Here is a 26,459-nt window from a genome sequence, read left to right as displayed (position 1 = left end):
TCCTGATCACTCCTTCTTCGGTGGTTTGCTCGAGCCGGTCGCCTCGATGAGACGCTGTTTTTTGCTATCGGTAGAAGGTTTAACTTCAGTCGTGCTCAACTCGAGAGAGTCATCGGCTGGCTCATTGGTTTTGAACGCGGCTAAAATAATGGCGAGCGCGGACAGCAAGAGCATGAGGAAACCAAGCACGAGACTGACGACAAATAACGCTTTACTTGCTTTTCCGAACCTTTGGTTTTTTTCCATCCTTGCTCGCTCCCTTCCCGCGTTGTATCGCATCGTCCGGAGGCTGCGTAAGCCGCTGCCTGGTCGTTCTTGCTTCGGTTAGTTTCCCTGTGTTCTCGTAAGCGGTCGCCAGTCCCTGAATGACTTGTTTGTATTGAATAGGGGTCAGAAGATCGGGCTGCCTCTGGTGTCTGGCTAGCAAATCGTTGAAGTCGTCGATCGCGGTCTGCGTCCGCCCGAAGAAGTTCTCGGGTAGCCGCAAGCAAACGTTGGCGCGAATGAGCCGAATAACGGCGTTGCCCGGGGCCAACGAGATCGCGCGATCCAGCGAAGCTAAACCTTGTTGCGATTTGTCCGCTTTGTCCAACAATTTGTCCGCGTCGCGCGCCATCAAGGTCAGCGTGCTTCCATAATAGGCTTCAAGCAAAGCATGGTTAGAATCGATCGCTCGAAGCTCGGATAATTGAGCGAATGCGTCCTTAACAGCCGTTCGATCTCCTTGCATGCCTTTGTTATGGCGGCTAATGGCCGCATCCAGACGTACTTTAAAGGCGTTATCTCCTGCCATCGTCTAACCTCCAGACACTAATTACATTTCACGGTATGGCGGTTCGATAGAATTAGTGTTGGGTGCATGTAGTTACGAGATAGACAAGTGTACGCAGTTGTTCAAAAATAGGCGGACCGATAATCGGCGCGATGCGAAAGAAAATATGCATCGGCATATTCCGCATGTGCACCCGTCTACATAAAGATAGTAAAGGAGCGTTTTTACTATGATTTCAGACAGCAATAGGGAGGCAATAGCGTGAGCGAGTTATTAGACGAATCGTCGGATCGTCAGGAGAACGAGGAATCGACAAGCATAGAGGCGACGGAAGCGAACGAAGCGGTGCCGACGCCTGAAGCGACGGAAGCGAAGAAGCGGGGACGCAAGCGCAAGGAGTCACCGGAGGGCGCGGAGCCGGCTCCGGTTACGAGGCAGCAGACGAGAAAGAAAAAGACGGCAGTAGCGGAAGCGACAGCGACGGAAGAGGAACCGGTGGCGGAAGAAGTGCCAGCGGCACAAGAAGAGGAACTGGTGGCGGAAGAAGCGTCAGAAGCGGAGGAAGCACCGGGAACGTCGCAAGTAGAAGAAGCGCCGGCGGCGGAACTATCCGCGCAAGAGAAGGAATTGGAGAGAAGCGAGGCGGAACAGCTTCATTCTTCGGCGGAAGAAGAAGCTAACCAGGCAGCGGCAGCGGAAGTTAGAGCAGTCGAGTTGGCTAGGTCGGAGGAAGAGGCGGCACGCTCGGAAGCGGAAGCGCAGGCCGATCTTAAAGAGGATGAAGGAATATCCGAGGTAGCTGCCATTCACGCCATCTCTGAGTCGTCTTCCGAGTCGGAAAACGACGAACCTATCTCTGAGCTCCCGGATGCAAGCGACGTAATCGAAGACGTAATCGAAGACGATGTCGAAGAGGTTGCTGTCCTCGAGACAGCCGATGTAGTTGACGAAGAAGACAGCGAATGGCTCAATCTGATTCAGCAAGAAGTAAAAAATAAGAACATTGCGCCGATCGAGAGCTCGGAGGAGACGATCCGGGGAACGCCGCTGGAGCATGTGACGATCGTGAAACCTCCGGCTCCGCCGCCCATGCCGAGCAAGCTCCGTCCGAGCGAGAATAATTCGAGCATCGACCAGGCGAAGCGCAGAATCATCGAGGAGACGGAGAGGAGACTACGGCGGACTAAAGAAGAGTCGCCGGAAGAGCGCCGGTCGAGGTCATCTTCCGACGAAGTTCGCAAGACGCGCAAGACGGTCTCGGAAGGCGATGAGCAATCGAAATATCGAATCGAGCCGATATCGACGCGAGGATCGAAGAGAGAAGGGTCTGCGCCGACTACGCCGATCCATCCCGCCCAAGCGCAATCGACGATCTTCATTCCGAAGCCGACTGCCGAACCGGTTGCTACGAAATCGCCCGAGGCGTCCTTCGAACCGATAGCTTCGACGCCTACCGCGGATGTGCCGATCGTCAATACGCAAGAGGTTCCCGCTGCGATTGAGCAGTCAACCCAACATGTTCCGCAACCGGAGGTTACCCATCTGCCCGCATTCCAGCCGCAGTACGCGGGTTCCGTCCCACCTGTTCCGATTCCGCCGGCAACGCCGCCTAAGACAACCGCGAAAACTTCGCCGATCTGGCACAAAGGATTAGCGAAGAAAAGAAGGAAGAGCAGAACGCGCCTCACCAAAACCAAAGCAAGAGCAAAAGCTAAGCCGAAATCGAAACTGAAGCTAATACCAAGAGCGAAGTCGGCAACGAAGGCAGGAGTACCCGTCAAAAAGACAGCCTCCAAAAAACTAGGCGCGAGCACAACGAGGCCCTATGCAGGAAAAACGATTAGAAGCATCCGCTCGGCACGACGTAAGATCGTCAGATGAATCCGTATCAACGAAAAACGCGCGCGGTCACCTAGTAGGGTGACCGCGCGCGCAAGCTTTAGCTATTCAGGTAACGGCAACAAACTCAGCGCCCATTCGGTCCATTCTATATTCGACCGCGTCGTCCGGAGCGCTTTTTCAACCAAAATATAGGAACCGAACCGTATCGATTCGAAAGGCGGAGCCTCTCCGTTCATCGGGAATTCCCCTCGCTCCCGCAATAAAGCAGCCTTGTCTTCATGTTGGCGCAGTCTCTTGCGATAATATTCCAAGCGTGCGGAGAACAGTCGTCTCGCGCCCTCGGGGTCCGTATTGGACAAGCAGTACGCTTTAAGCATAAGCTCGTCTCGGGTAACGGGCTCTGCCGCGGGCTCGGACAGCCAATCGCGAAGCGCCTGTTTGCCTTTGTCGGTCAAGGAATACACTTTCTTATCCGGTTTGTCGCTTTGGGCCACATGTTCGTAGCTGACGTATTCCTCTTTCTCCAGGCTCGCAAGTAGCGGGTAGATTTGGCTATGCTTAGCAGGCCAAAAAGGCTGCAGCCGCAACATCAGATCGTAACCGGAGAAAGACGATTGAGCGAGTATGCTTAACAATCCGTAAGATAAAGTGTTCATTGCCCATCCTCCAGCGCGTGAGTAGTCTTTGACAGATCCACTATCCCATAGTAATATAAAATGCACTCTGATTATATGTAAAAAGAGACATAAGTTCAACCAAAGGGAAGTGGAGTAGAAATCATGAGTAACGAGACCCAACTTAAAGTACGTTTTTGGCCGATAATGGTTGCTATTTTTATCGGCTCTTTTTTATGCATTCTGGCATCGAGCACGATTACTCTTGCGCTGGAAATTCTCGGAGCGCATTTTCACGCGTCGCTTGACTCCGTAACATGGACGATGACCGGCTTCATGCTCGCGATGGGCACGACCGCTCCTGTCGTAGGTTATTTGGGCGAACGGTTCAGCTACAAAAGAGTGTATTTGTTCTCGCTCATCGGGTTTACGTTGGCGTCAGGATTGTGCGCGGTCGCTTGGAACGAAGGCGCTTTGATCGCTTTCCGCGTCATTCAAGGGGTATTCAGCGGCTTGATTTTGCCCGCGACGATGACGATCATCTATCAAGTCATACCGCGCGATAAACAACCGATGGCTATCGCTCTATGGGCGCTGGCTTCGATGATGGCTCCGGCATTCGGACCGACGCTCGCGGGATGGATATTGCAAAATTACGATTGGCAATGGTTGTTCCTCATGAACATTCCGATCGGCCTGATCGCGATCGTATGCGTCGCCCTGTTCATTCCGTACTACCGCCTTAGCATACCGAAGTCGTTCGATTTGGCGGGCTTCATCCTCGTTATTTTCAGCAGTACGTCGCTATTGCTCGCGCTTGGGCAAGGGCATGGATGGGGCTGGGATTCCGGGAGAATTATCGGACTGCTCGCATTCGGCCTCGTATCGCTCGTCCTATTCGTCTGGAGAGAGCTGACGGCGGTTACGCCGCTGTTGAATCTGAGGGTGTTCAAGAACCGCAGGTATACGCTTAACACCATTATCGCGAATATCCTTACGATCAGTCTATACTCCGGTACGATGTTCACGCCCGTATTTCTGCAGCGGGTACAGGACGTATCGGCAATGGACACCGGACTGATCCTGTTGCCCGCGTCCCTTGCCATGGCGTTAGTTATGCCGATCATCGGCAAATTATACAGCAAAGTCGGTCCCCGTCCGCTTATGATCGTAGGGATCGCGATGCTCGCGGTGGGAACGCTTATGTTAAGCTGGCTCAGCATCGATATTTCTCATTCTTACGTCGTGATCTGGATGACCGTCCGCAACCTCGGTATCGCGATGGTCATGATGCCTTCGAGCAATGCGGGCATGGAGCTCGTACCGCGGGAATTGAGCGGGCACGCTTCGGCGATCATGAACTGGACGCGCAACGTATTCGGATCATTCGCGATCGCGATCTTCACGACGATCCTCGCTTCGCGCGGCTTAACGCACGGAACGAATCTCGCCGTAGGCGGAGCGACCGACAAGCACTTCATCGAGATCATGTCGTTCACGATGAGCGTCAACGACGTGTATCTGGTCGCGACCTGCGTCGCGGCGCTAGCTCTCCCGCTCGCCTTGTTCAACCGCAAAATAAAGCCGCTTAGCGACGTTAAACAAAAGGGCGAAGCTGCATAAGCTATACTCGAACCTACCCGGACGAGCGGAGCGTTAATCCGTTCGCCGGGCTTTTACATTCCATAAAGTATTCGCATCGCCGCAACAAGGAGGAAGGGAAACATGGCTTCAATCGCGAAATTCCAGAAAACGTCGGCATCGGTTCAAGCGATCACGGTACTGCCCGTGCTGCTGGCCATTAGCTTGGTACATATGCTGAACGATTCGATGCAGGCGGTCGTGCCTGCGATGTATCCGATATTGGAAAAGTCGTTGAACTTATCCTACGTGCAGGTCGGTTGGATCGGGTTCATGCTGAATATGACTTCATCTGTAATGCAGCCGGTAGTGGGCGCCTATTCGGACCGCCGGCCGTTGCCGATGATGCTGCCGATAGGTATGGGACTCAGCCTAATCGGCATGGTGGGCATCGCCTTGGCGCCTCAATTCTGGTATTTGCTCTTCGCGGTCGTGTTCATCGGATTGGGCTCGGCGATTTTCCATCCGGAAGGCTCGCGCATCGTCTATTTCGCTTCCGGCGGAAGGCGCGGCTTCGCCCAGTCTGTCTATCAAGTCGGGGGCAACGCGGGCAGCTCGCTCGCGCCGCTCATGACGATATTCATCTTCGTTCCGTTCGGACAGTTCGGCGCCATCTGGGGGACCCTGTTCGCGGGAATGGCCATCGCCGTCTTGCTCGGCCTCGTGCCGTGGTATAAGAAGAAGCTGGCGCAATGGGAGCTAGAACGCGAGAAGCGGCTCGCTTCAAAGACGCTGGCGGCGGAACACGCGAACCATCCGCGGATGAAGTTCGCGCTTGGATTGCTTATTTTTCTAGTGTTCGCGCGTTCTTGGTACCACTCGGGCATAAGCAGCTACTATCAGTTCTATCTGGAGCACGACTACGGCTTATCCGTCCGGCAAGCGCAAATTCCGGTGTTCCTGTTCCTGGCGGCCGGCGTGCTCGGTACGTATTTCGGCGGCGTGCTTGCGGACCGATTCGGGCTCAAGAACATGATCGTGTTCTCGATAACGGGAGCGGCTCCGTTCGCGCTGGCGCTGCCGCATCTCCCGCTCATGTTAGTCTACCCAGTAATCGCTTTGCTGGGCTTCATTATCCTGTCGGGCTTCTCCGTCGCGGTCGTGTACGCGCAGTTCCTGATGCCTGCCAAAGTCGGCATGGCATCCGGGTTAACGACGGGCTTGGCGTTCGGGATGGGCGCTATCGGCGCAGTCGCGTTGGGCAAGGCAGCGGACGTGTTCGGCCTATCGTCGGTCATGTTCTATTGCAGCTTCTTGCCGCTCGTCGGGCTAAGCGCCATCTTCTTGCCTTCAGACCGCAAACTCGGTGTTTAAACAATTGCATAGCCTATCGTAATTAGCCAATCGGACATTATCGTCCGATTGGCTTTTTTACTTGGAACGGTGTGCAAAGGAAGGAATTTACAGACAGGGGTCGAAAAGTTACGTTAAGAATTGATAACGTTTTCCTAAAATGGAGGAGGACTCCCTATGATAAGCACATGGACGCGCAAGACGACGGTACTCCTGGTTACGATCGCGACTGCGTTCGCTGCCGCCGGCTGCGATAATAACGGCGAATCGGCTTCAATGGCATCGCCGTCACCGTCTATCGCGACGGAGACGACTACGGCATCAACGCCGATCCCGAGCGCATCTTCCCCGATAGAGGAGATCAACGTTCGCGTAGACCAACTAGGTTATTTGCCGGAAGGGCCGAAGATCGTAGTTGTCTCCTCGGACGAGTCGTTCGGCGAGATGACGCTTCAAATTGTGGACAAGAACAATAACGACAAGCCGGTGTGGGAGGGAACAATGCCTGCCGCTACGATCGATACGTATTCCGGCGAATGGGTATCGCAAGCCGATTTCGGCAAGCTGCAAGCGGAAGGGTCGTATGAAGCAGTTGCCGGCGGCAATCATTCCGATCCGTTCTTCATAAAGCTTGGCGTCTATGATGATCTGCTGTACAAAGTATCGCGGTCTTATACGACGCAACGGGCGAATCAAGCGATCGATGATCCCGTGACGGGGCTCAAGTTGCTCGCCGGACATAAGCAAGACGAACAGGCGAAGCTCTTTTTCGAGGATAAGGGTCAGCCTTCGGTGCTCGACGTCCGAGGCGGCTGGTACGATGCCGGCGACTTCGGCAAATATATGCCGACGGCGGCCATTACGGTCGGTCAAATGCTGCTGGCGTTCGAAGAGAACCCGGCGCCGATCTCGGTGACGAGATTTCTATCCGAAGAGGAGAAAGCATTCTGGCCAACCTCTTCCTCCGCGCCGGACATCCTGACCGAGATCAAATACGAGCTCGACTGGATGCTCCGCATGCAACGCGGCGACGGAGCGGTCTATCACAAAGTAAGCGGCATGGCGTTCCCGTCTTTCATTTTACCCGCGGAGGATATCCAAGATCGCTACGTGTACGGCATGTCGTCGTTCGGCACCGCGATGTTCACCGCCGCGACCGCCATGGGCGCGCGCGTCTATGAGCCATACGATAAGGATTATGCCGCGGAGCTACTCCGGCGTTCGAAGCTGGCGCAGACGTGGCTCGATCGGAATCCGAAAGCTTATTTTCGCAACGATGAAGGACAAAATTCCGGCTCCGGTCCTTACGATAAGTCGTCGGACAGGGAAGAGCGGTTCTGGGCGCTCGCCGAGCTGTATAAGACGACGGGCGACAGCGCCTACGAGGAAGTCATCGGGAAGAAATATTCGGATTTGGCCGAGAAGCCGCCAGGTATCGTAGGTTGGGGCAACGCCCAACTGCTCGGCCAATGGGCGGTCGCAACCGCAGCTAATTCGCCTTCAACTGTCCATGATACGGCGATCAACGCGATCGTTCAGGCAGCTGACGGAATCGTGAATCGGATCGGGGAAGACGGGTATCGCAACTCGCTCACGACGAACGATTACAATTGGGGATCGAACAAGAACGCCCTGGCTTACGGAGAACTGCTTCTTCTCGCGAACAAGCTGAAGCCCAGCGAGGCGTACGTGAACGGCGCGCTCGACCAGCTTCACTACGTGCTCGGCAGGAACGCGATGGGGATGAGCTACGTAACCGGCGTCGGCAGTCGCTATCCTCTAAAACCCCATCACCGGATTTCGATGATGTCCGGCGTCAAGGTTCCCGGCTTGTTGGTCGGCGGACCGAATAAATTCGGCAATGACGAGGCGTTGGCGCAGCTTGTGCAGCAAGGCGTGCCTCCCGCGTTAAGCTATATCGACGACGTATCCAGCTACTCCAGCAACGAATATGCGATCGACTATAACGCCCCTTTATTTTTCGTGCTGACCGCATTTAGCCATTAAGTCGTCGCCTGAGCCGAATTTTACTAACATTTTGCAAACATTTAATCGCGAACTTTTCCAAAAGTTTCACTGCATAATGGGAGTATCACAAGTCAAGAGGGAGACAACGATGAGCCAGAACATTCACGATGTGTTGCTCAGCAGTCTATGCGAATCCATGCGTAACGTCATTCCACGTCCGATCGATCAGTCCGAGGCGGAGGCGGATGCGAATCCCGCGACGGTCAATGAAATGGGCGTATCGATCAGCTTCGCTAATCCGATTAGCGTCAAGATGATCATAGACGGCGAGCGTCAAATGTTCAGCAAGATGAGCGAAGTGTTGTTCGGGATGCCGATGGAAGGCGAAATGCTCGATAGTTGCGTCGGGGAAATCGCCAACATTATCGCCGGAGGAACGACAACGTTATTAAGCAATCACGGTATTGCCGCGGACATTACGCCGCCGTCGCTTTTGACCGAACGCGCGACGATCAACGGCTATGAGAACGGATTGGCGCTCAATATCGAAGAAGTAGGCAATATGCGCATTATGCTGCTTGGCGGCAACTAAAGGAGAGAACGTACAATGGCCAAAATATTAGTCGTAGATGATGCCGCGTTCATGAGAATGATGATTAAAGATATTTTGGTTAAAGGCGGTCATGAAGTCGTAGGGGAAGCGGAAAACGGTAAAATCGCCGTCCAAAAGTACCAAGAGCTTCTGCCGGACCTGGTGACGATGGACATTACGATGCCGGAAATGGAAGGAATCGAGGCCGTCCGCGAAATTCGGAAAACCAACGCGAACGCCAGGATCGTCATGTGTTCCGCGATGGGGCAGCAAGGGATGGTCGTTCAGGCGATTCAAGCGGGAGCCAGAGATTTCGTCGTTAAACCTTTCCAAGGCGATCGCGTGCTAGAAGCGTTGCGCAAAGCGCTCGTATAAGCGGACAACAACTTTCAGGAAACCCTCAGTGCATTTTAAGGTTTACTTCATCCCATTTTCAGGAACGATGGCAATAATGGGTGAAGCAAGACCAATCGAATGTCTGGAGGGATTTACATGAAAAAGACAGCAAGAACGTTAAGCATCACGGCGGCGTTGGCCGTTATGATTCCGCTCACGGCCTATGCGGCTACGACATCAACGACAAGTACATCCGATACGGCGGCCAAGGCGGCTATATCCGCGACTAGTGGAGACTTCAAAGGACACGGCGGCAAGGAAGGCTTCGGCGACAGACGCCAGGTCGTGAGTCAGGAAGTGCTCGATCTGCTGAAGCTGGACAAGGCGGCGTTCTCGGACAAGATTAAAGCAGGTGCGACATTAGCGGAAATCGCCGAACAGCAGGGTGTATCAAGGGAAAGCTTGAAAAAGGCGATGACCGATGCGTTCAACAAACAGCTCGAAGAACGGAAGCAGGAGTACGCCGATAACTTGGACAAGCTGATCGATTCCGATCTGAAAGCGAGCGGGCATAAGTTCGAGAAGTTCGATATGGTCGAGCGCAGCAATATCGATCTGTCATCGGTTGCCACGGCGCTCGGGATTAGCACGGTCGACCTGAAAACTTCGCTTGGCGAAGGGAAGTCGCTAGCCGACATGGCGAAGGAAAAAGGCGTAGACGTGCAAAAGGTTATCGACGCGATCGCTGCTTCGATGACTAGCAACATCAATCAAGCCGTTAAGGACGGAAAGCTGACGCAGGACGAAGCAACGAAGCGTCTCGCGGAAGTACCGACCATTGCTAGCAAGGTCGTGAACGGCGCTATGCCGGACGGCAAGCGTGGCGGCCATCGTGCGCACGGCTTTGGCGGCGACCGTGACAAGGGAGCGCCGGACGCGAGCGAAACACCATCGGCGTCGGCTGCGCCTTCGGCATCGGCACAATCGTAACCATAATAAAAAGCTTGCTCAAGCTTCCGCTTCGCGGAGTGCTCGGGCAAGCTTTTTTTTTGGGTTAGTTAGCGATAAGCACACGTGGTGATTCTAAATCGCTCGGAGTAGCGGGTATCAGCGAAATAAGCACTCGTGGTAATGCTAAATGAGTCTGAGTAGCGGTTATCGGATAAATAAGCACACTTGGTGATGCTAAATCGCTCGTAGTAGTGGGTATCGGCGAAATAAGCACACTTGGTGATGTTAAATGAGTCGGAAAAGCGGGTATCCTCGAATTAAGCACACGTGGTGTTACTAAATCGCTCGTAGTAGTGGGTATCGGCGAAATAAGCACACTTGGTGATGTTAAATGAGTCGGAAAAGCGGGTATCCTCGAATTAACCACATGTGGTGATTCTAATCGCTCGGAGTAGCGGGTATCGGCGAAAGTTACGGCTCGTCAACTGCGCTTCGGCAGCGCGGATAGCGACTGAAGTCGCTCTTTGCGTCCGGGGAGCTGAGAGAGGAAGATGCGCAAATCCGGGAAATCGTCTAAATTAAGCGAGTAATAGACCCATTGTCCGCGTTTCGTTTCTTGCACCAAGCCGGCGCTCTTCAGCCTGCGAAGATGTTGGCTCGCGTTCGGTTGGCTTGTTCCGAGCAGGTCGACCATATCGCCAACGCACAATTCTCTCTCCTGCAGCAAACCGAGAATCGCTAGTCGCGTTCTGTCTCCAAGCAGCTTGAGCAGCTCGGCCATTTCCGCTAGTTGGTCGTTCATGAGATTCGTGCCTCCGTCCGAGTGACTGTTCATGCGAGTTCGGATTCGTACATGTACATATAATTATACATATTCCGACAAGAGGTAGCTATAGCGCAAGATACTCTCGTCGATAGCGGTATGGCATACCGCTATTATCGAACGATGAGCGCTTTTTCGCATAATAACGGTATCGAATACCGCTATTACTCGACAAATCAGGCTTTTAGGCAAAATGGATGAGGAATAACGGTACGGCATAACGCTATCAGGCGAGAATAAGCGAAGCTGTACGAAATAACGGTACGCCATACCGCTATCACGCTAAATGAACCGCATCCGCACGAATAACGGTACGCCATACCGCTATCACGCTAAATGAACCGCATCCGCACGAATAACGGTACGCTATACCGCTATCACGCTAAATGAACCGCATCCGCATTCGCACGCCGTACCGCTATTCGCCTGCCCCTAAGTCGACTTCAGCCGCTGGAAGAAGCCGGATACCGCCATCTCCGCCGCGCCTAGCATGGCGGAACGCTCGCCGAGCTCGGCGAACAGCAGCTGTACTTTGCGCAAGTGGAAGCCGATCGCGCGGTGAACGACGGTTTGGCGAAGCTCGCCTTCTACCCATTCGCGCGCTTGGCTCATCCGGTTGCCGATGATGACCGCGTCCGGATTGAACACGTTGACGATGTTCGCGATCCCGATGCCCAAATATTCGCCGATGCCTTTGAACAAGCCGAGCACGTCTTCGTTGCCTTGTTTCGCCGCGGCAAGCAATTGGTCGAGATCCTCGTAGCCGAGCTTCGCGGCTTGCGCGAGCAACGATTGCTCGGACGCGTACATTTCCCAACAGCCGCGATTGCCGCAGCTGCACGGTTTGCCGTGCGCCTCGACCGACAAGTGCCCCATTTCCCCGGAAAATCCGGATGCGCCCTTATAAAGCTGTTTGTGCAAAATCAAACCCGTACCGATCCCGATCCCGACGCTGACATACACGATATTGGAAATAAGCCGTCCGGCCCCGTATTTCTGCTCGCCGATCGCGCCCGCGTTCGCTTCGTTATCTATCGTAATAGGCAGCCCATAGCGTTCTTGCAACTGCCGTTCGAGAGGGACGTCCCTCCATTTCAAGTTAGGCGCGAACAGCACCGATCCCGTCTCGTCGACTAAACCAGGCACGCCTACGCCGATGCCTACGATGCCGTAAGGACAGCTTGGAGCGGTCGCGATTAAACGATCGATCATCTCGCACAGCTCTTTTACGACGAATTCGGGCTCCGTATGGCGCAACGACGAAGTCAGTTCGGTAACGACTCCGCCTTTCAGATCCATTAGTACGCCTCTTATATAATTGACGCCAAGATCAATGCCGACGGCATGCCCGGCGCTCGCGATGAATTCGAGCATAACCGGCTTGCGTCCGCCGCTCGATTCGCCGTGCCCGGTTTCCTTAACGAGGGAACCGTCAATCAAGTCTTGTACGAGACTCGATACCGTAGCTTTGTTAAGCCCGGTAAGCTCCGAGATTTGAGCACGAGATAGAGGCGCACCTCTTAAAATAGACTCTAGCACGATTGCTGTATTGATTCTTTTGATTAAAGCCTGATCTCCGGTAGGCGTCGTCATCGTATGTGCGGCTCCTCGACAATTAATTACAAACATTATACCATACGATTCAGTCAAAAAAACTTTGTTTATTGAATAGACAAACTAAGATTTGCGTGCTATTCTAATGTCATGAAGCAAATAGTTAACGCTTACAAGGAGGAATTATCGATATGAGTAAGTTCAGCAACGTACCTAAGATCCAATACGAAGGACGCGACTCCAAAAACCCGTTCGCGTTCAAGCACTACAATCCTAGCGAAGTCGTCTTCGGCAAAACGATGGAAGAGCACCTCCGTTTCGCGGTTGCTTATTGGCACACGTTCGCAGCGAGCGGTGCAGATCCGTTCGGCGTAGGCACGGCAGTACGCAGCTGGGATTCCTATGCCCCGCTCGACAAAGCAAAAGCTCGCGTAGAAGCGAACTTCGAACTGCTCGAGAAATTGAACGTTCCTTTCTATGCGTTCCATGATGCAGACATCGCTCCGGAAGGCGCTACGCTCGCGGAAACTAACAAGAACCTCGACGTCATCGTCGCGATGCTGAAAGATTACCAAAAGTCCACGGGCAAGAAATTGCTTTGGAACACGGTTAACCTTTTCACGAATCCTCGTTATGTACACGGCGCAAGCACTACGAACAACGCGGAAGTGTTCGCTTATGCGGCAGCGACGTTGAAAAAGGGTCTTGAAGTAGGTAAAGAACTCGGCGCCGAAAACTATGTTTTCTGGGGCGGCCGTGAAGGCTACGAGTCGTTGCTTAACACGAACATGAAGCTTGAGCTCGACAACTTGGGCCGCTTCCTCCATATGGCTGTAGACTACGCTAAGGAAATCGGCTTCGATGCCCAATTCCTGATCGAGCCTAAGCCGAAAGAGCCTTCCAAGCACCAGTACGACTTCGACGTGGCTACGGCAATGTCGTTCTTGCAAAGCTACGGCTTGAAAGACAAATTCAAGTTCAACATCGAAGCGAACCATGCAACGTTGGCTGGCCACACGTTCGAGCACGAACTGCATGTAGCCCGCATTAACGGCATGCTCGGTTCCATCGACGCGAACCAAGGCGACTTGCTTCTCGGCTGGGACACGGACGAATTCCCTACGGATCTCGTTGCCACGTCGCTCGCTATGTACGAAATTCTCAAAAACGAAGGCGGCATCGGCCGCGGCGGCGTCAACTTCGATGCTAAAGTGCGTCGTTCTTCGTTCGAAGATACAGATCTGTTCTTCGCGCACATTGCAGGTATGGACACTTATGCACGCGGACTTAAAGCGGCTGCCAAGATGATCGAAGAGCGCGTGCTCGACGATATTATCGACAACCGTTACAGCAGCTTCAACGAAGGCATCGGCGCCGAGATCGTCTCCGGCCGCGCGAACCTGAAAACGCTCGAAGCTTACGCGCTGCAAGCTCAACCGATTAAGAACGCGTCCGCTCGTTTGGAGCAATTGAAAGCAAACTTGAACGACGTTATTTTCAGCGTATAACGATCGAACTTATAACCTAGGCGCATGGCCGCCGCATTCCGCCCCCCGGAAGCTCCGGCGGGGCGGTTTGCATATACCGAAGGAGGATCATTCCGATGAAATTCGTCATTGGCGTAGACTTAGGCACGAGCGCGGTAAAGACGCTGCTGATCGGGCAAGACGGCGCGGTCAAAGCGGAAGCGACGCGAGAGTACCCGTTGTTCCATGAGAAATCCGGTTGGAGCGAGCAAGAGCCGGAAGATTGGGTAACCGGAACGATCGGCGCGTTGCAGGAGCTGACCCAGCAGTCCGGCGTTCAGCCGCAAGACATCGAGGGTCTAAGCTTTTCCGGGCAAATGCACGGACTCGTGCTTCTGGATGCCGACAATAAACCGATTCGCCGCGCGATTTTGTGGAACGATACCCGTACGACGGAGCAATGCCGCGAAATCGAGCGCAAGCTCGGAGACAAGCTGCTCTCCGTTACCCGGAATCCGGCGCTTGAAGGCTTTACGTTGCCGAAAATCCTATGGGTTAAGCAACATGAGCCGGCTACCTTCGCTAAAGCGCAACAATTCCTGCTGCCGAAAGACTACTTGCGTCTTCGCCTGACGGGCGCATCGCATATGGATTTGTCCGATGCGGCAGGCACGCTGTTGCTCGACGTTGCGGGCAAGGTATGGAGCGGGGACGTCCTGTCCGCGTTCGAACTGCCGGCATCGCTATGCCCTCCTCTCGTCGAAGCTAGCGGATTCGTCGGCACGCTGTCGCCGGAAGCGGCTGCGGCTACGGGACTTAGCGAAGAGACGAAAGTGTTCGCGGGCGGCGCGGACAATGCATGCGGCGCGATCGGCGCGGGCATTTTATCGCCGGGCGTGACGCTGTGCAGCATCGGAACATCGGGCGTCGTCTTGACGTACGAAGCGGATTCCAGCGCGGATTACGCGGGCAAGGTACACTTCTTCAACCACGGCAAGCCGGACGCGTTCTACGCGATGGGCGTAACGCTGGCGGCGGGCTACTCGCTGAGCTGGTTCCGCAACACGTTCGCCAAGGGCGAGTCGTTCGAAGCGCTGCTGAGCGGCGTAGACGAGATCGCGCCGGGCTCGGGCGGCTTGCTGTTCACGCCTTATCTCGTGGGCGAACGGACCCCTCATCCGGACGCGACTATTCGCGGCAGCTTCATCGGCATGGACGGCAGCCATACGCTTACGCATTTTGCGCGCGCGGTCATGGAAGGCATCACGTTCTCGCTTAACGAATCGATCGATCTGTTCCGCTCGGCCGGCAAGACGGTCGATACGATCATCTCGATCGGCGGCGGCGCCAAAAATCCGGTCTGGCTCCAAATGCAAGCAGACGTGTTCCAAGCGAACGTCGTTGCTCTCGAGAACGAGCAAGGTCCTGGACTAGGCGCGGCAATGCTAGCGGCTGTAGGTTGCGGCTGGTTCGCAAACTTGGACGCTTGCGGCGAAGTGTTCGTGAAACGCTCCCGCACGTTTACGCCGAATAAGGCGGCTAGCGACGCGTACGCGAAGCTGTTCCGAATTTACCAAGAAGTTTATCATAAGACCAAGTCGCTAAATGAGTCTCTGAGCGCTTTCAGAAACTGACCGATTAGTTTATTATAGGAATATGGAAATTGGGTGCCTCCCTTTTCCGAACTAGCCCCCGCTATTCCCGGCCGGTAACCGGGAGGGGGCTTTTTATTATATTCGGGAGGTGTGCGGCATTGTCTGAACCTATGGAACGCGTGGCCTTGATTACGGGAGCGGGGAGCGGATTCGGTCTTCTGACGGCATTGCTCCTGGCGGAACAAGGTTGGGTCGTATACGCGGGATTGCGAGAATTAAGCCGAGACGGGGCGTTGTTGGCGGAAGCGCGGGCGCGTGGAGTACAGTCGCGCGTTCGCACGATCCTCTTGGACGTTACGGTTCCCGAGCAAATCGCGGAAGCGATCGAGACGATTCGTCTCGCATCCGGCAGGCTGGATGCGCTCGTTAACAATGCGGGCTACGCCGCGGGAGGCTTCGTCGAGGAAGTGCCGATCGAGCGGTGGCGCGAGCAATTCGAGACGAACGTCTTCGGGCTGATCGCGATGACGCAAGCGGCGCTACCGATCATGAGAGAGCAACGGTCGGGCCGGATCGTGCTCGTCAGCAGCGTTAGCGGCAGGATCGGATTTCCGGCGCTTGCGCCATACGTCGCCTCGAAGCACGCGATAGAAGGCTTCGGTGAATCGTTAAGGCTGGAAGTAGCCGGTTTCGGTATCGACGTGAGCCTGATTGAAGCTGGTCCATATCGTACTTCGATCTGGCGCAAAAGTATGGATACGTTTAGGGAGCCTGTCCCGGATTCTCCCTACTACGGGCAATACGAACAATTGAAGCCAATGCTTGAGAAATCCGCCGCGAACGGCGGGGATCCGAGCATCGTCGCACGAACGATTTGGCGCGCGATTGTCGATCCGAAACCTAAGCTGCGATATCAGCCGACCCGTAGCGAGAAGCTTACGATCGGAGCTAAGCGATGGCTTCCGTGGAGCGTCATCGAGCGCATAGCGCTTAAAGCCATGGGGGTGAAGAAGCCGTGACCCGAATTTCGACTATGGATATTCTACATATCGTTAACGGAGACATCGTAGGCGAGCAGTTACGATCTAATAAGCTCGAGGGTCGCGTGCTCGTCTGGCGAGAAATGTACACGGCGGGTCCGCTAGAGATTGAACTTGAGGACAGGGCGAGCTGGCTTGAGGCACGCTTCGGCATACCGAAGCACGAATATATCGCAAGCGCCGAGCGGCAAACGGAACAATACAAGCAAGCGTTGCAAGACGGCAACAGGATAGCGATTTGGATCGATCCGGATCTGTTCGATCAAACGATATTGATGAAGCTCTGTCATCTTTCGATGGCGTGTAAGTCGAATGCCCAGGACCGCATAGAGCTTATCTCGCTTCCCGCGGGGCCGTATTCGGTCAAACAGCTTCTGCAAGCATGGGAACAAGCGCGCCACCAGTTGCAGCCGGATGCGATTGCGGAACTTGCGGACGCATGGGGAGCGTATGCTTCGAACGATCGCCCGGCGATCGACCGTTGGCTTCAGACGCATCGTCGGAAACATGCCGAAGTGGCGTCCGCGCTCGAATTCCACCTCATGCGCGAGCCTGGTCATGACGGTCTTGGGATTGTCGAGCGGCTAACTTTACGCGCGCTCGCGGACAAGGAATCGGAGATGTCGAAATACAAGCTCTTCCAGTTAGTGTCTCCGCAATGTCCGCTATTCGGCATGGGCGACCTACAATATTGGGGCATACTCGATGGCTTGGCGTCTTGCGAACCTCCGATGATTTGGATCGATTCGACGACCGTTGGCTTGACGAAGGAAGGCCGGGAAGCGTTGTCCGGCAGCCGGACCGCTCCACGTGAAGCGAACGAAATGACGCGCGGGTAACGAAGGGCGCATAGAATTCGTGGCAGGTTGGGAATCCTATCCGGGAATGTACACCCGATAATAGGAACGGAGAGATCAGCCGATGAGTCACGCCGCATTGTTGTTCCAATTTCCCGACGCGCAGCAAGCTCGTCTAGCGGGCGACACCCTTGAAGAACTCGGCTACGAGCCTCAGCTTCACGAGGGTGGTCGCTTGCATATTCACGTACATAACGAGGATCTGACCTCGGCGCTCGAGGTCGTGCAGTGTTATGCGGGACAGCTCATGGAGCACGCTCCTGCGGAAGCGGTTGTCATTACCGACGTCGCTTACAGCATGGACGCGATTCCGATTCCCGCGCACACCGTGAACGAAGACTGGGAGGATCATTACCGGGGGCTCGGCAACGCGAACCGTACGGATGAACCGGAATTCACGCCGGACGACGGCTCCTACGATCATTTTGACGCAAGATGAAAGCTTGGCCGCATAAGGAGGGCTGTCCCCAAGTCATCGAAAGATGATCAAGGACAGCCCTGTTTTTTATTCCCCGGTCCCCATAGCCTGCTCCGCCGCATTGCGCCCCGCCGTATAACCGGTCGAGAACGCCGCCGTAATGTTGTATCCGCCGGTATAGCCGTGAATGTCCAATATTTCTCCGCAGAAATACAGACCGTTCATCAGCTTAGATTGCATCGTCCTCGGATCGATTTCCTTCAGATTGACGCCCCCGCCAGTCACGAAAGCTTCCTCGATGGACAGCGTTCCGTTAACCTGGACCGGGAAAGCTTTGACGAAACGCGCTAATTCGTTCCACGCTTGCTTCGGCAAGTTGTCGTAAGTGAGGTCTTCCTTAAGCTCCGCCAGCTCGAATAGAAAAGGAAGCATGCGCTCGGGCAAATACCCTTTTAGCACGTTTTTGATCGCCTTCTTAGGCTCGTTCTTCGAGAGGTCCAACGTCTCGTCGTAAACCTCTTCCGCGCTTAGCCGTGGCAAGAGATCGATCGTTGCGAGTACCGCACCGCCTCCTGCTTGCTTCATCTGCTTCACGACGAATTGGCTGCAGCGAAGCGCGATCGGTCCCGATAGCCCGAAGTGGGTGAAGATCATGTCGCCTTCGTGCGTAATGATTTTCTTCCCCTTCGCGTTCCAGACCGACAAGCCGACGTCCCGCAAAGACAAGCCTTGAAGCGCCCGGCTGCGGATGAACGGTTCCTTCGACGTCAGCGGCACCTCGGTCGGGAACAACTCCGTAATCGTATGTCCGGCGCTCTCCGCCCAAGCGTATCCGTCGCCCGTGGATCCCGTATGGGGAACGGATTTGCCTCCAACGGCTACGATTACGGCTCGTCCGCGAACGACTTCTCCCGTCTTCAACCGGACGCCCGCCGTTCGGCCGTCTTCGTACAACACTTCCTCGACCGGACTATTCTCTTTGATCTTCACGCCTTGCGAGCGCACTTTGTTAACGAGCGCGTCGACGACCGTCTTCGCTTTATCGGACACGGGAAACATTCTGCCGTTATCCTCTTCTTTAAGCTCGATTCCCATCTCTTCGAAGAAGGCCACGATATCGCGGTTGCCGAAAGTAGCGAGCGCGCTATATAAAAATCGGCCGTTGCCGGGGATGTGTTTAATAATCTCGTCGAGCTCCTTGGCGTTGGTCACGTTGCACCGTCCGCCGCCGGAAATGCCAAGCTTGCGCCCGAGCTTGTCGCCCTTGTCGAGCAGCAATACTTTCGCTCCGGCTTCGCTTGCCGAAACGCCGGCCATTAGCCCCGAAGAGCCCGCGCCGACTATAATTACGTCATATTCCATCGTTCATGCCACCTATTATCTATATGCTAGTACAAGTATACCCGAATTCGAAACCGATGTTTATTGTAACTGTAGGAAAATTGTGTTTAACTATTGGTATAAATTGTCCAAATGTCGCTATTTTTTGATAATATTTTCCCTATCCAAAAACTTTGTCAGACGGGAGGCCGGCGGTTGTGTGGAAGGATACGTTGCTTCAAACCTTAATCGCGCTGCTCCCCGTGTTCGCTTTCATGATTTGGTACGACAGGCCTGAGCGTAGCCGATACGCAAGTGTCTTCATGGGCATCTGTTGCGGCATAACGATGCTGCTGACGGTGCAATACGCCGCGATCAACGACTTTGGTCAATCGTTTGATTATCGCGTCGTGATGCTGCTTGTCGGTTCGCTCTACGGGGGCGTTCCGGCGGCCATGCTTTTAACGGTGCTTTACGTTGCGACGCGCATTCCTCAATATCATGATTTATGGCAATACATACTTTTGGCTTTGTTCTTGCTTGTGTTATTACCGCTCCTGTTCACGCGCGTAGCGACCTTCCAACAACGCGGATACTCGGATCGGATCAAACAAGTGACATGGCTTATCATAACCGTATTGGCTTTCTACTTCGTGGGTCACACGATTATCTTGATCGAGAATCACATCAATGATTTGCGTTCGGAGATTACGTTCGTTCTCTTATACGGCATCGGCTTTTTGTTCGTAACTTACGCTTCAGTGCATCTAGCTGAAACCACCTACGAGAGAGTCCGCATGCAATCCCAACTCCGCGTCGTCTCGCAAAAATACTTGAACGAAATGCGCAAGCTGCAGCAACTGATCGACAACACGCCGCTCGTCGTGGCGTTCTTCGATGGACAGGGCAGATTGACGCACGTCAACGAGGAAGCATTGAAGCATGCGCACCCGCTTAAGAGAAAAGACGTCATCGGACAAAGCATGCCTAGTTTATTCTGGCGGGACGATATGCCGTTCGAAGTGTCTCCGATCGATCGCGTAATGAGAGGCGAAGAGAAGGTAACGGAAATAGCCCGCTTCAAAGGGCGTACATTCTTCACAGTGACATGCACAGTGCTGGAGGCGCCATCCGTGCAGCTGGAAGGCATTCTGTTCGTCGGTCAAGACATTACGGAGCTTCAGCGCCTGAAAGACGAAGTAGACCGCATGGAACGTCTAAGCCTCGTAGGGCAAATGGCGGCAAGCATAACGCATGAAATCCGTAACCCGATGGCCGTCATCCGCGGGTTCATTCAATTGCTTAACGAACGGAGCGCGGTGGATCAGCAATCGTATTTCCGCATCGTGTTGGATGAGCTCGATCGCGCCAATGCTATTATTAACGACTTTTTGTCGCTTGCTCAGAACCGGATCGTTCAGAAGGAATCAGGTAACTTGCATGATCTGCTGAACGACGTCATACCGCTCATCTGGGCGGATGCGAATATGAGAGGCCAAGTGTTCGAGGCGAAGCTGTGCGACAATATGGATATGCTGGAGCTCAACAGCAAAGAGATTAAACAGCTCATTCTTAACCTTGCCCGTAACGGAATGGAAGCAATGAACGATAAAGGCGTGCTCCGGATCGAGACGCTGAATTTCGAGGATACGATCCAACTGCGGGTAATCGATTCCGGCGTGGGAATCTCCAAGGAAAAGCAGGAGAGGCTGTTCGAGCCGTTTTACACGACGAAGGCGAACGGCACAGGGTTGGGGCTTCCGCTATGTCTGAGCATCGTCGAACGTCATAACGGCAAAATCCACGTCGAATCGGTGCTGGGCCAGGGTACGACGATCATCGTATCTTTCTGCAAACCGGGCCGTAATTGTTGGTAAAATTCGCGTGCGACGCGGATAAACGGTTACGAAAGGGATACACTACGGGGGATACATCCAGACAAGGAGGATGCTTCCATGACTGAGTCCCAGAATCGTCAATCGTCCGCGAGCAAAACCGCCAATTCATCCAAGAAAGACCGTTCGCCGACATCTCCCGGGTACGACAAAAGACTGGACGGACCGAATCGTCCGTCGACGTAACGGTTAGACGCCGCGGGTGCCATGAGTAACGATACCCATCCATCCTACGCGAACGTAAAGCCGACCCACGATCATGACGAATCTAAGCTGGATCCGTTTGAAATCGAATTTCGGGCGGAATACCGCGACAACCGGGGTCCGCGGGAGCCGTTCGTCAACGAACATGGTGTCGTGATCGGGGATCACGATTATGTATCTTCGCAATCGCCGCTTGAACAATGGAGCCGCGAGACGGACCCTTCGGTCATGGCGGGAGAGCAATGGGTGCATCCGTACAAGGATATCGGCTTTCGAACGAGGGAGAATCGGGACCTGTTCGAGAAGGGGATCGCTCCAGCGTCGTCCTTGTTCATGCATCCGGTCCACGCGACCTCCTCTTCGGTGGAGTTCGACGACGATGAATATTTTCCTGTACCCGAAGTGTTGGATGAGCCGTGAGGCGCTAGCGGTAAGATGGCCGAGCCGTGGGGAGACCCCGCGAGTCTCGGCTTTCCGCGTTCGCGGGATGCTTTTGACGAAGCTTGCGGTCGCGCGTATAATTAAAGGAATAGCGGGCGTTGATCCGCGAATCCCATAGGGAAAGAGGCGATTGTAGTGTCGATGTCCTTCGAACGCTATATGATGGATATGATTCAACCGATGCGCGACGATTTGACGCGTCTTGGCATTCAAGAATTAAGAACTCCGGAAGAAGTGGAGAGCACGCTTCCTACCGCGGAGGGTACTTCCTTGGTCGTTATCAACTCCGTATGCGGCTGCGCGGCCGGTCAATGCCGTCCGGGCGTTGCCGAAGCGCTTCAGCATGAAGTATTGCCGGATCACACTTTCACGGTGTTCGCCGGTCAAGACAAGGAAGCGACCGCGAAAGCTCGCGAATATTTCCTGCCTTATCCGCCGTCTTCGCCGTCTATAGCTCTTCTTAAAGACGGACAACTCGTGCACTTCATCGAGAGACATCAGATCGAGAACCGTAGCGCGGGAGACATTGCCGCGGACTTGACGGATGCGTTCGATCGATTCTGCCGTTAATCGACCTCGTATCCCGGGACGCGGCCAGACTGGCGGCGTTCGCGGGATATTTTTATTTATCGGAACGAGTTCAGTGGGCTGAGGGGGAACCAGAATATGAGTCTTAGCGTACAGCATCAAATAATCGCCAAGCTTGGCGTAAAGCCGACGATCGAAGTCGATGAAGAGATCGCCAGTCGCGTCGATTTCTTGAAGAGCTACGTGAAGCAAGCGGGCGCGACGGGATTGTTGATCGCGATCAGCGGCGGCATCGACAGCGCGGTTGCTACCGGCTTATGCAAGAAAGCGACGGACGAGTTGTCGGCGGAAACCGGCAAGGAATACATAACGTTAGGCGTATTCCAGCCTTACGGCGAGCAAGAAGACATTCAACATAGCTACGCCGTCGCCGAAGCGTTCGGCTTGACCCACAAGGCGGAGACGAACATCGAGCAAGCGGTCGACGAGATCGCGCTAGAGACGGAATACGCGTTCAAATCGCTAGGCATCCATAGACATATTAGCCGCGGCGGCAAAGGCAACGTGAAGGCGCGCACGCGCATGGTCGTTCAATATGCGCTCGCGTTCGATATGAACTTGCTTGTCGTGGGAACGGACCATGCCTCCGAAGCGTTAACGGGCTTTTTCACGAAATGGGGAGACGGCGCGGTCGACGTGACGCCTCTGAGCACGCTGAACAAACGTCAAATCCGCCAAATCGCGCGCGCGCTCGGCGTACCCGCCGAAGTCATCGATAAGGCACCGACAGCCGGATTATGGGAAGGTCAGACGGACGAGGCGGAGCTTGGGGTAACGTACGAGGATAATAGCGATTACCTGGAAGGCAAAGCAATCGATCCGCAAGCCAGAGAGAAGCTAGAGCAGCGGTATGCGCGCACGGAGCATAAACGCCAGCCGATTCCGGGCATCTGACATGAAATCCGCTATTGTCGGAATCGGGCTGGACGTCGTCGAGATGGAAAGAATAGCGGGCGTTCTCGCCAGCCCGGCAGGCGATAGATTCGTCGCGAGAGTGTTGACGGCTAACGAACGAGACGTCTTTCAGAGGTTGACTGCCAAGAAACGTACCCAATACGTGGCAGGCAGATTCGCGCTGAAGGAAGCGGTCGTGAAGGCGCTCGGATGCGGTATCGGCTCGATTGTCGGATTTCAGGATATCGAGGCGATGCCTGACGAGCTAGGGAAGCCGGTATGCTTCATATCTGCCGAGGCTCTTGAACGGCTTGGAAGGAAGGGGCAACCGCTAAGGCTGCACGTAGCGATAACGCACGAGCGGTCGATTGCCGCCGCCACCGCATTAATAGAGAACGATCAATAACGGCCCGCCGCGTCGTGGGCTGTTTTATTTTGTAAATTTACGCTAGTGGGCAGGTCACGTATAATGGAATGTATGCGGCTTAGGACCATCATGCCATTCAGACGGGGAGCGCAAATGTGACAACAACTTATTTATCGATCCTGATGAAGCATTTCGAGCAAATGCAGATCGAAGTGGCCGCGGCGGGAGAGACGTCGATAGATAGCGAATCCGTTCTGGCCAAGGAAGCCCTATACGACTGCCATCGGTTTCTTTTCGTTAAGAAAGGCGAAGGACAACTGTTGTTGCAAGACAAATCGTTGCCTCTCGTTAAAGGAACGTTGTGCATAATGCTATCGGGAACCGCTCATCGGATCGTGCCTACGCCCGGATCTACGATAACGTTGCAATGGTGCCATTTTCGCGCGAGCTACGAGGACCGGGACTTATACCGCAGCTTGAATTTGACGCAGACTACGCGGATCGTGAACGACGAGGAAGTCGCAACGCTGTTCGAACGAATATTCCAGCAGCTCGCGCATGAACGGCTTACGTCGAGACTGCGCTTGAAAGCGACGATGCTGGAGTTGATCAGCGTCTATCTGGAGCATCTATCGATCGCGGCGAACGAAGAAGAAGCTCCGTCGCACGACTTGCAGAAGCTTGAAGCTATTATTCAATATATCGACAACCATCTCGCGGACAACATCACAGTGGACGAGCTCGCCAAGCAAGTGTACCTGCACCCGAATTATTTCATAATGTTCTTCAAAGGGATAATGGGCCACTCTCCCATTCAGTACGTGAATTACAGGAGGATGGAGACGGCCAAAGTGTTGCTGCTGCAGCCGGAGTGCAACGTTTCCGCGGTAGCCAGCAAAGTCGGGATGCAAATCTATTATTTCTCGCGCATGTTCAAATCGCATACGGGACTGACGCCCAGCCGCTTCCGCAAGCAAGGGACGATCAGCGCCATAGCCGCATCGGAAGAAGGAGAACGGGTTACGTGAGTTCGGAAAAACGATTTTTCAGCATGGAATTGTTGCGTTGGTATAAGCGGGAACGGCGCGACTTGCCTTGGCGGAGAACGAAAGACCCGTATCATATTTGGGTTTCGGAAATCATGCTGCAGCAGACGCGCGTCGATACGGTCATCCCGTATTTCAATCGATTCGTGGGACGATTTCCGACGTTGCGGGATTTGGCGGCCGCGCCGGAAGAGGACGTACTCAAGCATTGGGAAGGGCTCGGCTATTATTCTAGGGCGCGCAACCTGCAGACGGCGGTTAAAGAAGTTGTAGCTACTTACGATGCTCAGGTGCCGTCAGAGAAAAAGGCGGTTTCCGGGCTGAAGGGCGTCGGTCCGTATACGGCGGGCGCGATTCTGAGCATTGCCTACAACAAGCCGGAGCCGGCGGTCGACGGTAACGTCATGCGCGTGCTGTCGCGGTATTTCCTTCTGGAGGACGATATCGCTAAGCCGGCTACGAGGGTCGGCATGGAGAGCTTGGCTCAATCGCTTATTCCGGAAGGAGAAGCCGGCGATTTTAACCAAGCGCTTATGGAGCTTGGGGCTATGGTATGTACGCCTAAGAGCCCGGTATGCGGCGAGTGTTCGGTAGCTTTGCATTGCATGGCGAGGCAAGCGGGACGGGAGCGGGAGCTTCCGGTCAAGAGCAAGGCGAAGCCGCCCAAGCCGGTGTTCCGGCTAGCCGCGCTAATCGAGGGTACGGGCGCGCATGCCGGCAAAGTACTTGTCAGGCAGCGTCCCGGCAGTGGTTTGCTGGCGAGCATGTGGGAGCTTCCTCATGCGGAGGCGCCGAGCGCGGACGTGTGGGGAGAGGTTAAGGTCGGGGGCAAATGGTTGGCCGAGACGATTGCTTCAGAAGAGGGCGTAAGGATTCGGCCGACGGGGCATCTGGGGGATACGCAGCATATTTTCACGCACCTTGTCTGGCAGATTAGAGTGATCGGGGCGGCCTTGTCCGAGGAGGCAACGGTGCCGGAGCATTATCGCTGGGTAGGCCCGGATGAGTTAGAAAGCTACGTCTGGCCGAACGTGTTCCGCAAGCTGTTAACCGAATATTTTATCGCGCGTAACGATTGAGTGAAGCCTCGTCGCACCGGAGTAATCCGGCTGCGGCGAGGTTTTTTGGTAGGGAGATGCGAGGCTGCGGCGTCTAAGTGGCGTGCACGCTCGCTGTAACCTCTCCAAACGAGGTTGCAGCGCCGAACCTGGGCGCCAGCTCGCTGTAACCTCTCCAAACGAGGTTGCAGCGCCGAACCCCCGCGCCAGCTCGCTGTAACCTCGCCAAACGAGGCTACAGCGCCGAACCCCCGCGCCAGCTCGCTGTAACCTCGCCGAACGAGGCTACAGCGTCGAACCCCCGCGCCAGCTCGCTGTAACCTCGCCAAACGAGGCTACAGCGCCGAACCCGAGCGCCAGCTCGCTGTAACCTCGCCAAACGAGGCTACAGCGTCGAACCCCCGCGCCAGCTCGCTGTAACCTCGCCAAACGAGGCTACAGCGTCGAACCCCCGCGCCAGCTCGCTGTAACCTCGCCAAACGAGGCTACAGCGCCGAACCTGGGCGCAAACTCGCTGTAACCTCGCCAAACGAGGCTACAGCATCGAACCCGAGCGCCAGCTCGCTGTAACCTCGCCGAACGAGGCTACAGCGCCGAACCTGGGCGCAAACTCGCTGTAACCTCGCCAAACGAGGCTACAGCATCGAACCTGAGCGCCAGCTCGCTGTAACCTCGCCGAACGAGGCTACAGCACCGAACCCCCGCGCCATCTAGCTGTAACCTCGCCAAACGAGGCTACAGCGTCGAACCCCCGCGCCATCTACCTGTAACCTCGCCAAACGAGGCTACAGCGCGGCAACAGGTGAGCGGAGTAAGTGTAACCGTGGAAATCGAGGTTGCAGCGAGGCAACGCCGTTGCGCTTTCATTTCTCGATTTCGCCCCA

General features: G+C 54.8%; 26 protein-coding genes. 20 read left to right on the top strand and 6 right to left on the bottom strand.

The features are described 5' to 3' along the window. Positions 1-6 precede the first annotated feature (6 nt). On the bottom strand, positions 7-246 hold the full coding sequence (locus ACFPQ4_RS13255; protein ID WP_378112342.1) for a hypothetical protein: 240 nt from the start codon (positions 244-246) through the stop codon (positions 7-9). Next, positions 212-793: a hypothetical protein gene (locus ACFPQ4_RS13250; RefSeq protein ID WP_378112341.1), complete on the bottom strand. Its 582-nt coding sequence runs from the start codon at positions 791-793 to the stop codon at positions 212-214. The genes ACFPQ4_RS13255 and ACFPQ4_RS13250 overlap by 35 nt, the downstream gene beginning before the upstream one ends. A gap of 240 nt (positions 794-1,033) precedes the next feature. On the opposite strand from ACFPQ4_RS13250, the gene ACFPQ4_RS13245 reads away from it, so the two are divergent. Next, the gene (locus tag ACFPQ4_RS13245) at positions 1,034-2,653 is read left to right on the top strand and encodes a hypothetical protein (RefSeq protein ID WP_378112340.1); all 1,620 of its coding nucleotides are present in this window, start codon (positions 1,034-1,036) and stop codon (positions 2,651-2,653) included. Between the two features lie 62 nt (positions 2,654-2,715). Here the strand turns inward: ACFPQ4_RS13245 and ACFPQ4_RS13240 are convergent, their stop codons facing one another. After that, on the bottom strand, positions 2,716-3,270 hold the full coding sequence (locus ACFPQ4_RS13240) for a PadR family transcriptional regulator (protein WP_378112339.1): 555 nt from the start codon (positions 3,268-3,270) through the stop codon (positions 2,716-2,718). A gap of 123 nt (positions 3,271-3,393) precedes the next feature. On the opposite strand from ACFPQ4_RS13240, the gene ACFPQ4_RS13235 reads away from it, so the two are divergent. The 6 genes from ACFPQ4_RS13235 to ACFPQ4_RS13210 all read left to right on the top strand — a co-directional run bounded on the left by ACFPQ4_RS13235 (position 3,394) and on the right by ACFPQ4_RS13210 (position 10,048). Next, a complete protein-coding gene (locus tag ACFPQ4_RS13235) occupies positions 3,394-4,851 on the top strand; it encodes a DHA2 family efflux MFS transporter permease subunit (protein ID WP_378112338.1) in 1,458 nt (485 codons plus the stop codon). Between the two features lie 102 nt (positions 4,852-4,953). Beyond that, complete coding sequence (locus ACFPQ4_RS13230; RefSeq protein ID WP_378112337.1) at positions 4,954-6,183, top strand: MFS transporter; 1,230 nt, start codon at positions 4,954-4,956, stop codon at positions 6,181-6,183. A 156-nt stretch (positions 6,184-6,339) separates the two neighbouring features. Then, positions 6,340-8,169 carry a glycoside hydrolase family 9 protein gene (locus ACFPQ4_RS13225; RefSeq protein WP_378112336.1) on the top strand — a complete coding sequence of 610 codons (1,830 nt, stop codon included), beginning with the start codon at positions 6,340-6,342 and terminating at the stop codon, positions 8,167-8,169. 109 nt (positions 8,170-8,278) lie between these two features. Beyond that, the gene (locus ACFPQ4_RS13220; protein ID WP_378112335.1) at positions 8,279-8,722 is read left to right on the top strand and encodes a chemotaxis protein CheX; all 444 of its coding nucleotides are present in this window, start codon (positions 8,279-8,281) and stop codon (positions 8,720-8,722) included. A 15-nt stretch (positions 8,723-8,737) separates the two neighbouring features. Beyond that, positions 8,738-9,097: a response regulator gene (locus ACFPQ4_RS13215; protein ID WP_378112334.1), complete on the top strand. Its 360-nt coding sequence runs from the start codon at positions 8,738-8,740 to the stop codon at positions 9,095-9,097. Between the two features lie 117 nt (positions 9,098-9,214). Further along, positions 9,215-10,048: a hypothetical protein gene (locus ACFPQ4_RS13210; protein WP_378112333.1), complete on the top strand. Its 834-nt coding sequence runs from the start codon at positions 9,215-9,217 to the stop codon at positions 10,046-10,048. 442 nt (positions 10,049-10,490) lie between these two features. On the opposite strand, the gene ACFPQ4_RS13205 is transcribed toward ACFPQ4_RS13210, so the two are convergent. Beyond that, entirely contained in the window at positions 10,491-10,811 is a 321-nt protein-coding gene (locus tag ACFPQ4_RS13205) for an ArsR/SmtB family transcription factor (RefSeq protein WP_378112332.1), read from the bottom strand. 453 nt (positions 10,812-11,264) lie between these two features. Then, positions 11,265-12,425 (bottom strand): ROK family protein, encoded by a 1,161-nt coding sequence (locus ACFPQ4_RS13200; protein WP_378112331.1) that lies wholly within the window; start codon positions 12,423-12,425, stop codon positions 11,265-11,267. A 152-nt stretch (positions 12,426-12,577) separates the two neighbouring features. Here ACFPQ4_RS13200 and xylA point away from each other — a divergent pair, with 152 nt between their 5' ends. The 5 genes from xylA (at position 12,578) to ACFPQ4_RS13175 (ending at position 17,783) form a co-directional block, all read left to right on the top strand. After that, entirely contained in the window at positions 12,578-13,894 is a 1,317-nt protein-coding gene (gene xylA / locus ACFPQ4_RS13195; protein WP_378112330.1) for a xylose isomerase, read from the top strand. A 95-nt stretch (positions 13,895-13,989) separates the two neighbouring features. Further along, complete coding sequence (xylB, locus tag ACFPQ4_RS13190) at positions 13,990-15,486, top strand: xylulokinase (RefSeq protein ID WP_378112329.1); 1,497 nt, start codon at positions 13,990-13,992, stop codon at positions 15,484-15,486. A 119-nt stretch (positions 15,487-15,605) separates the two neighbouring features. After that, positions 15,606-16,466, top strand: a complete 861-nt coding sequence (locus ACFPQ4_RS13185; protein WP_378112328.1) for an SDR family oxidoreductase — start codon at positions 15,606-15,608, stop codon at positions 16,464-16,466. Then, positions 16,463-17,326 carry a DUF1835 domain-containing protein gene (locus ACFPQ4_RS13180; protein ID WP_378112327.1) on the top strand — a complete coding sequence of 288 codons (864 nt, stop codon included), beginning with the start codon at positions 16,463-16,465 and terminating at the stop codon, positions 17,324-17,326. The genes ACFPQ4_RS13185 and ACFPQ4_RS13180 overlap by 4 nt, the downstream gene beginning before the upstream one ends. Before the next feature lie 82 nt (positions 17,327-17,408). Next, positions 17,409-17,783: a hypothetical protein gene (locus tag ACFPQ4_RS13175; RefSeq protein ID WP_378112326.1), complete on the top strand. Its 375-nt coding sequence runs from the start codon at positions 17,409-17,411 to the stop codon at positions 17,781-17,783. Positions 17,784-17,849: 66 nt separating this feature from the next. Here ACFPQ4_RS13175 and ACFPQ4_RS13170 read toward each other — a convergent pair whose 3' ends face one another. Beyond that, positions 17,850-19,124: a BaiN/RdsA family NAD(P)/FAD-dependent oxidoreductase gene (locus ACFPQ4_RS13170; RefSeq protein ID WP_378112325.1), complete on the bottom strand. Its 1,275-nt coding sequence runs from the start codon at positions 19,122-19,124 to the stop codon at positions 17,850-17,852. A gap of 176 nt (positions 19,125-19,300) precedes the next feature. Here ACFPQ4_RS13170 and ACFPQ4_RS13165 point away from each other — a divergent pair, with 176 nt between their 5' ends. The 8 genes from ACFPQ4_RS13165 (at position 19,301) to mutY (ending at position 25,596) form a co-directional block, all read left to right on the top strand. After that, positions 19,301-20,959 (top strand): ATP-binding protein, encoded by a 1,659-nt coding sequence (locus ACFPQ4_RS13165; RefSeq protein ID WP_378112324.1) that lies wholly within the window; start codon positions 19,301-19,303, stop codon positions 20,957-20,959. A 78-nt stretch (positions 20,960-21,037) separates the two neighbouring features. Beyond that, on the top strand, positions 21,038-21,163 hold the full coding sequence (locus ACFPQ4_RS13160) for a spore protein (protein WP_378112323.1): 126 nt from the start codon (positions 21,038-21,040) through the stop codon (positions 21,161-21,163). Between the two features lie 21 nt (positions 21,164-21,184). Next, entirely contained in the window at positions 21,185-21,601 is a 417-nt protein-coding gene (locus ACFPQ4_RS13155) for a DUF3905 domain-containing protein (protein WP_378112322.1), read from the top strand. 156 nt (positions 21,602-21,757) lie between these two features. Beyond that, positions 21,758-22,192 carry a BrxA/BrxB family bacilliredoxin gene (locus ACFPQ4_RS13150; RefSeq protein WP_378112321.1) on the top strand — a complete coding sequence of 145 codons (435 nt, stop codon included), beginning with the start codon at positions 21,758-21,760 and terminating at the stop codon, positions 22,190-22,192. Between the two features lie 96 nt (positions 22,193-22,288). Then, positions 22,289-23,104, top strand: coding sequence for an ammonia-dependent NAD(+) synthetase (gene nadE / locus ACFPQ4_RS13145; protein WP_378112320.1), 816 nt, complete (start codon positions 22,289-22,291; stop codon positions 23,102-23,104). A gap of 1 nt (position 23,105) precedes the next feature. After that, on the top strand, positions 23,106-23,510 hold the full coding sequence (acpS, locus tag ACFPQ4_RS13140; RefSeq protein ID WP_378112319.1) for a holo-ACP synthase: 405 nt from the start codon (positions 23,106-23,108) through the stop codon (positions 23,508-23,510). Positions 23,511-23,626: 116 nt separating this feature from the next. Further along, positions 23,627-24,499, top strand: coding sequence for an AraC family transcriptional regulator (locus tag ACFPQ4_RS13135; protein WP_378112318.1), 873 nt, complete (start codon positions 23,627-23,629; stop codon positions 24,497-24,499). After that, positions 24,496-25,596: an A/G-specific adenine glycosylase gene (mutY, locus tag ACFPQ4_RS13130; protein ID WP_378112317.1), complete on the top strand. Its 1,101-nt coding sequence runs from the start codon at positions 24,496-24,498 to the stop codon at positions 25,594-25,596. Before ACFPQ4_RS13135 ends, mutY begins: the two co-directional genes overlap by 4 nt. Positions 25,597-26,459 lie beyond the last annotated feature (863 nt).

It is taken from the genome of Cohnella yongneupensis (genome assembly GCF_042655785.1).
In the GTDB taxonomy this organism is placed as follows: domain Bacteria; phylum Bacillota; class Bacilli; order Paenibacillales; family Paenibacillaceae; genus Cohnella; species Cohnella yongneupensis.
Note: the sequence above shows the minus strand (reverse complement) of the source record. Positions and strands in the feature narration are given on the sequence as shown.

Bases quoted from the DNA above. Each gene is read 5' to 3' on its own strand.
- acpS (WP_378112319.1), top strand. From the start codon at position 23,106: ATGAAATCCGCTATTGTCGGAATCGGGCTGGACGTCGTCGAGATGGAA.
- xylA (WP_378112330.1), top strand. From the start codon at position 12,578: ATGAGTAAGTTCAGCAACGTACCTAAGATCCAATACGAAGGACGCGAC.
- ACFPQ4_RS13210 (WP_378112333.1), top strand. From the start codon at position 9,215: ATGAAAAAGACAGCAAGAACGTTAAGCATCACGGCGGCGTTGGCCGTT.
- ACFPQ4_RS13215 (WP_378112334.1), top strand. From the start codon at position 8,738: ATGGCCAAAATATTAGTCGTAGATGATGCCGCGTTCATGAGAATGATG.
- ACFPQ4_RS13240 (WP_378112339.1), bottom strand. From the start codon at position 3,270: ATGAACACTTTATCTTACGGATTGTTAAGCATACTCGCTCAATCGTCT.
- ACFPQ4_RS13170 (WP_378112325.1), bottom strand. From the start codon at position 19,124: ATGGAATATGACGTAATTATAGTCGGCGCGGGCTCTTCGGGGCTAATG.
- ACFPQ4_RS13220 (WP_378112335.1), top strand. From the start codon at position 8,279: ATGAGCCAGAACATTCACGATGTGTTGCTCAGCAGTCTATGCGAATCC.
- ACFPQ4_RS13255 (WP_378112342.1), bottom strand. From the start codon at position 246: ATGGAAAAAAACCAAAGGTTCGGAAAAGCAAGTAAAGCGTTATTTGTC.
- xylB (WP_378112329.1), top strand. From the start codon at position 13,990: ATGAAATTCGTCATTGGCGTAGACTTAGGCACGAGCGCGGTAAAGACG.
- ACFPQ4_RS13200 (WP_378112331.1), bottom strand. From the start codon at position 12,425: ATGACGACGCCTACCGGAGATCAGGCTTTAATCAAAAGAATCAATACA.
- ACFPQ4_RS13225 (WP_378112336.1), top strand. From the start codon at position 6,340: ATGATAAGCACATGGACGCGCAAGACGACGGTACTCCTGGTTACGATC.
- ACFPQ4_RS13175 (WP_378112326.1), top strand. From the start codon at position 17,409: ATGAGTCACGCCGCATTGTTGTTCCAATTTCCCGACGCGCAGCAAGCT.
- ACFPQ4_RS13160 (WP_378112323.1), top strand. From the start codon at position 21,038: ATGACTGAGTCCCAGAATCGTCAATCGTCCGCGAGCAAAACCGCCAAT.
- ACFPQ4_RS13230 (WP_378112337.1), top strand. From the start codon at position 4,954: ATGGCTTCAATCGCGAAATTCCAGAAAACGTCGGCATCGGTTCAAGCG.
- ACFPQ4_RS13205 (WP_378112332.1), bottom strand. From the start codon at position 10,811: ATGAACGACCAACTAGCGGAAATGGCCGAGCTGCTCAAGCTGCTTGGA.
- nadE (WP_378112320.1), top strand. From the start codon at position 22,289: ATGAGTCTTAGCGTACAGCATCAAATAATCGCCAAGCTTGGCGTAAAG.
- ACFPQ4_RS13250 (WP_378112341.1), bottom strand. From the start codon at position 793: ATGGCAGGAGATAACGCCTTTAAAGTACGTCTGGATGCGGCCATTAGC.
- ACFPQ4_RS13235 (WP_378112338.1), top strand. From the start codon at position 3,394: ATGAGTAACGAGACCCAACTTAAAGTACGTTTTTGGCCGATAATGGTT.
- ACFPQ4_RS13155 (WP_378112322.1), top strand. From the start codon at position 21,185: ATGAGTAACGATACCCATCCATCCTACGCGAACGTAAAGCCGACCCAC.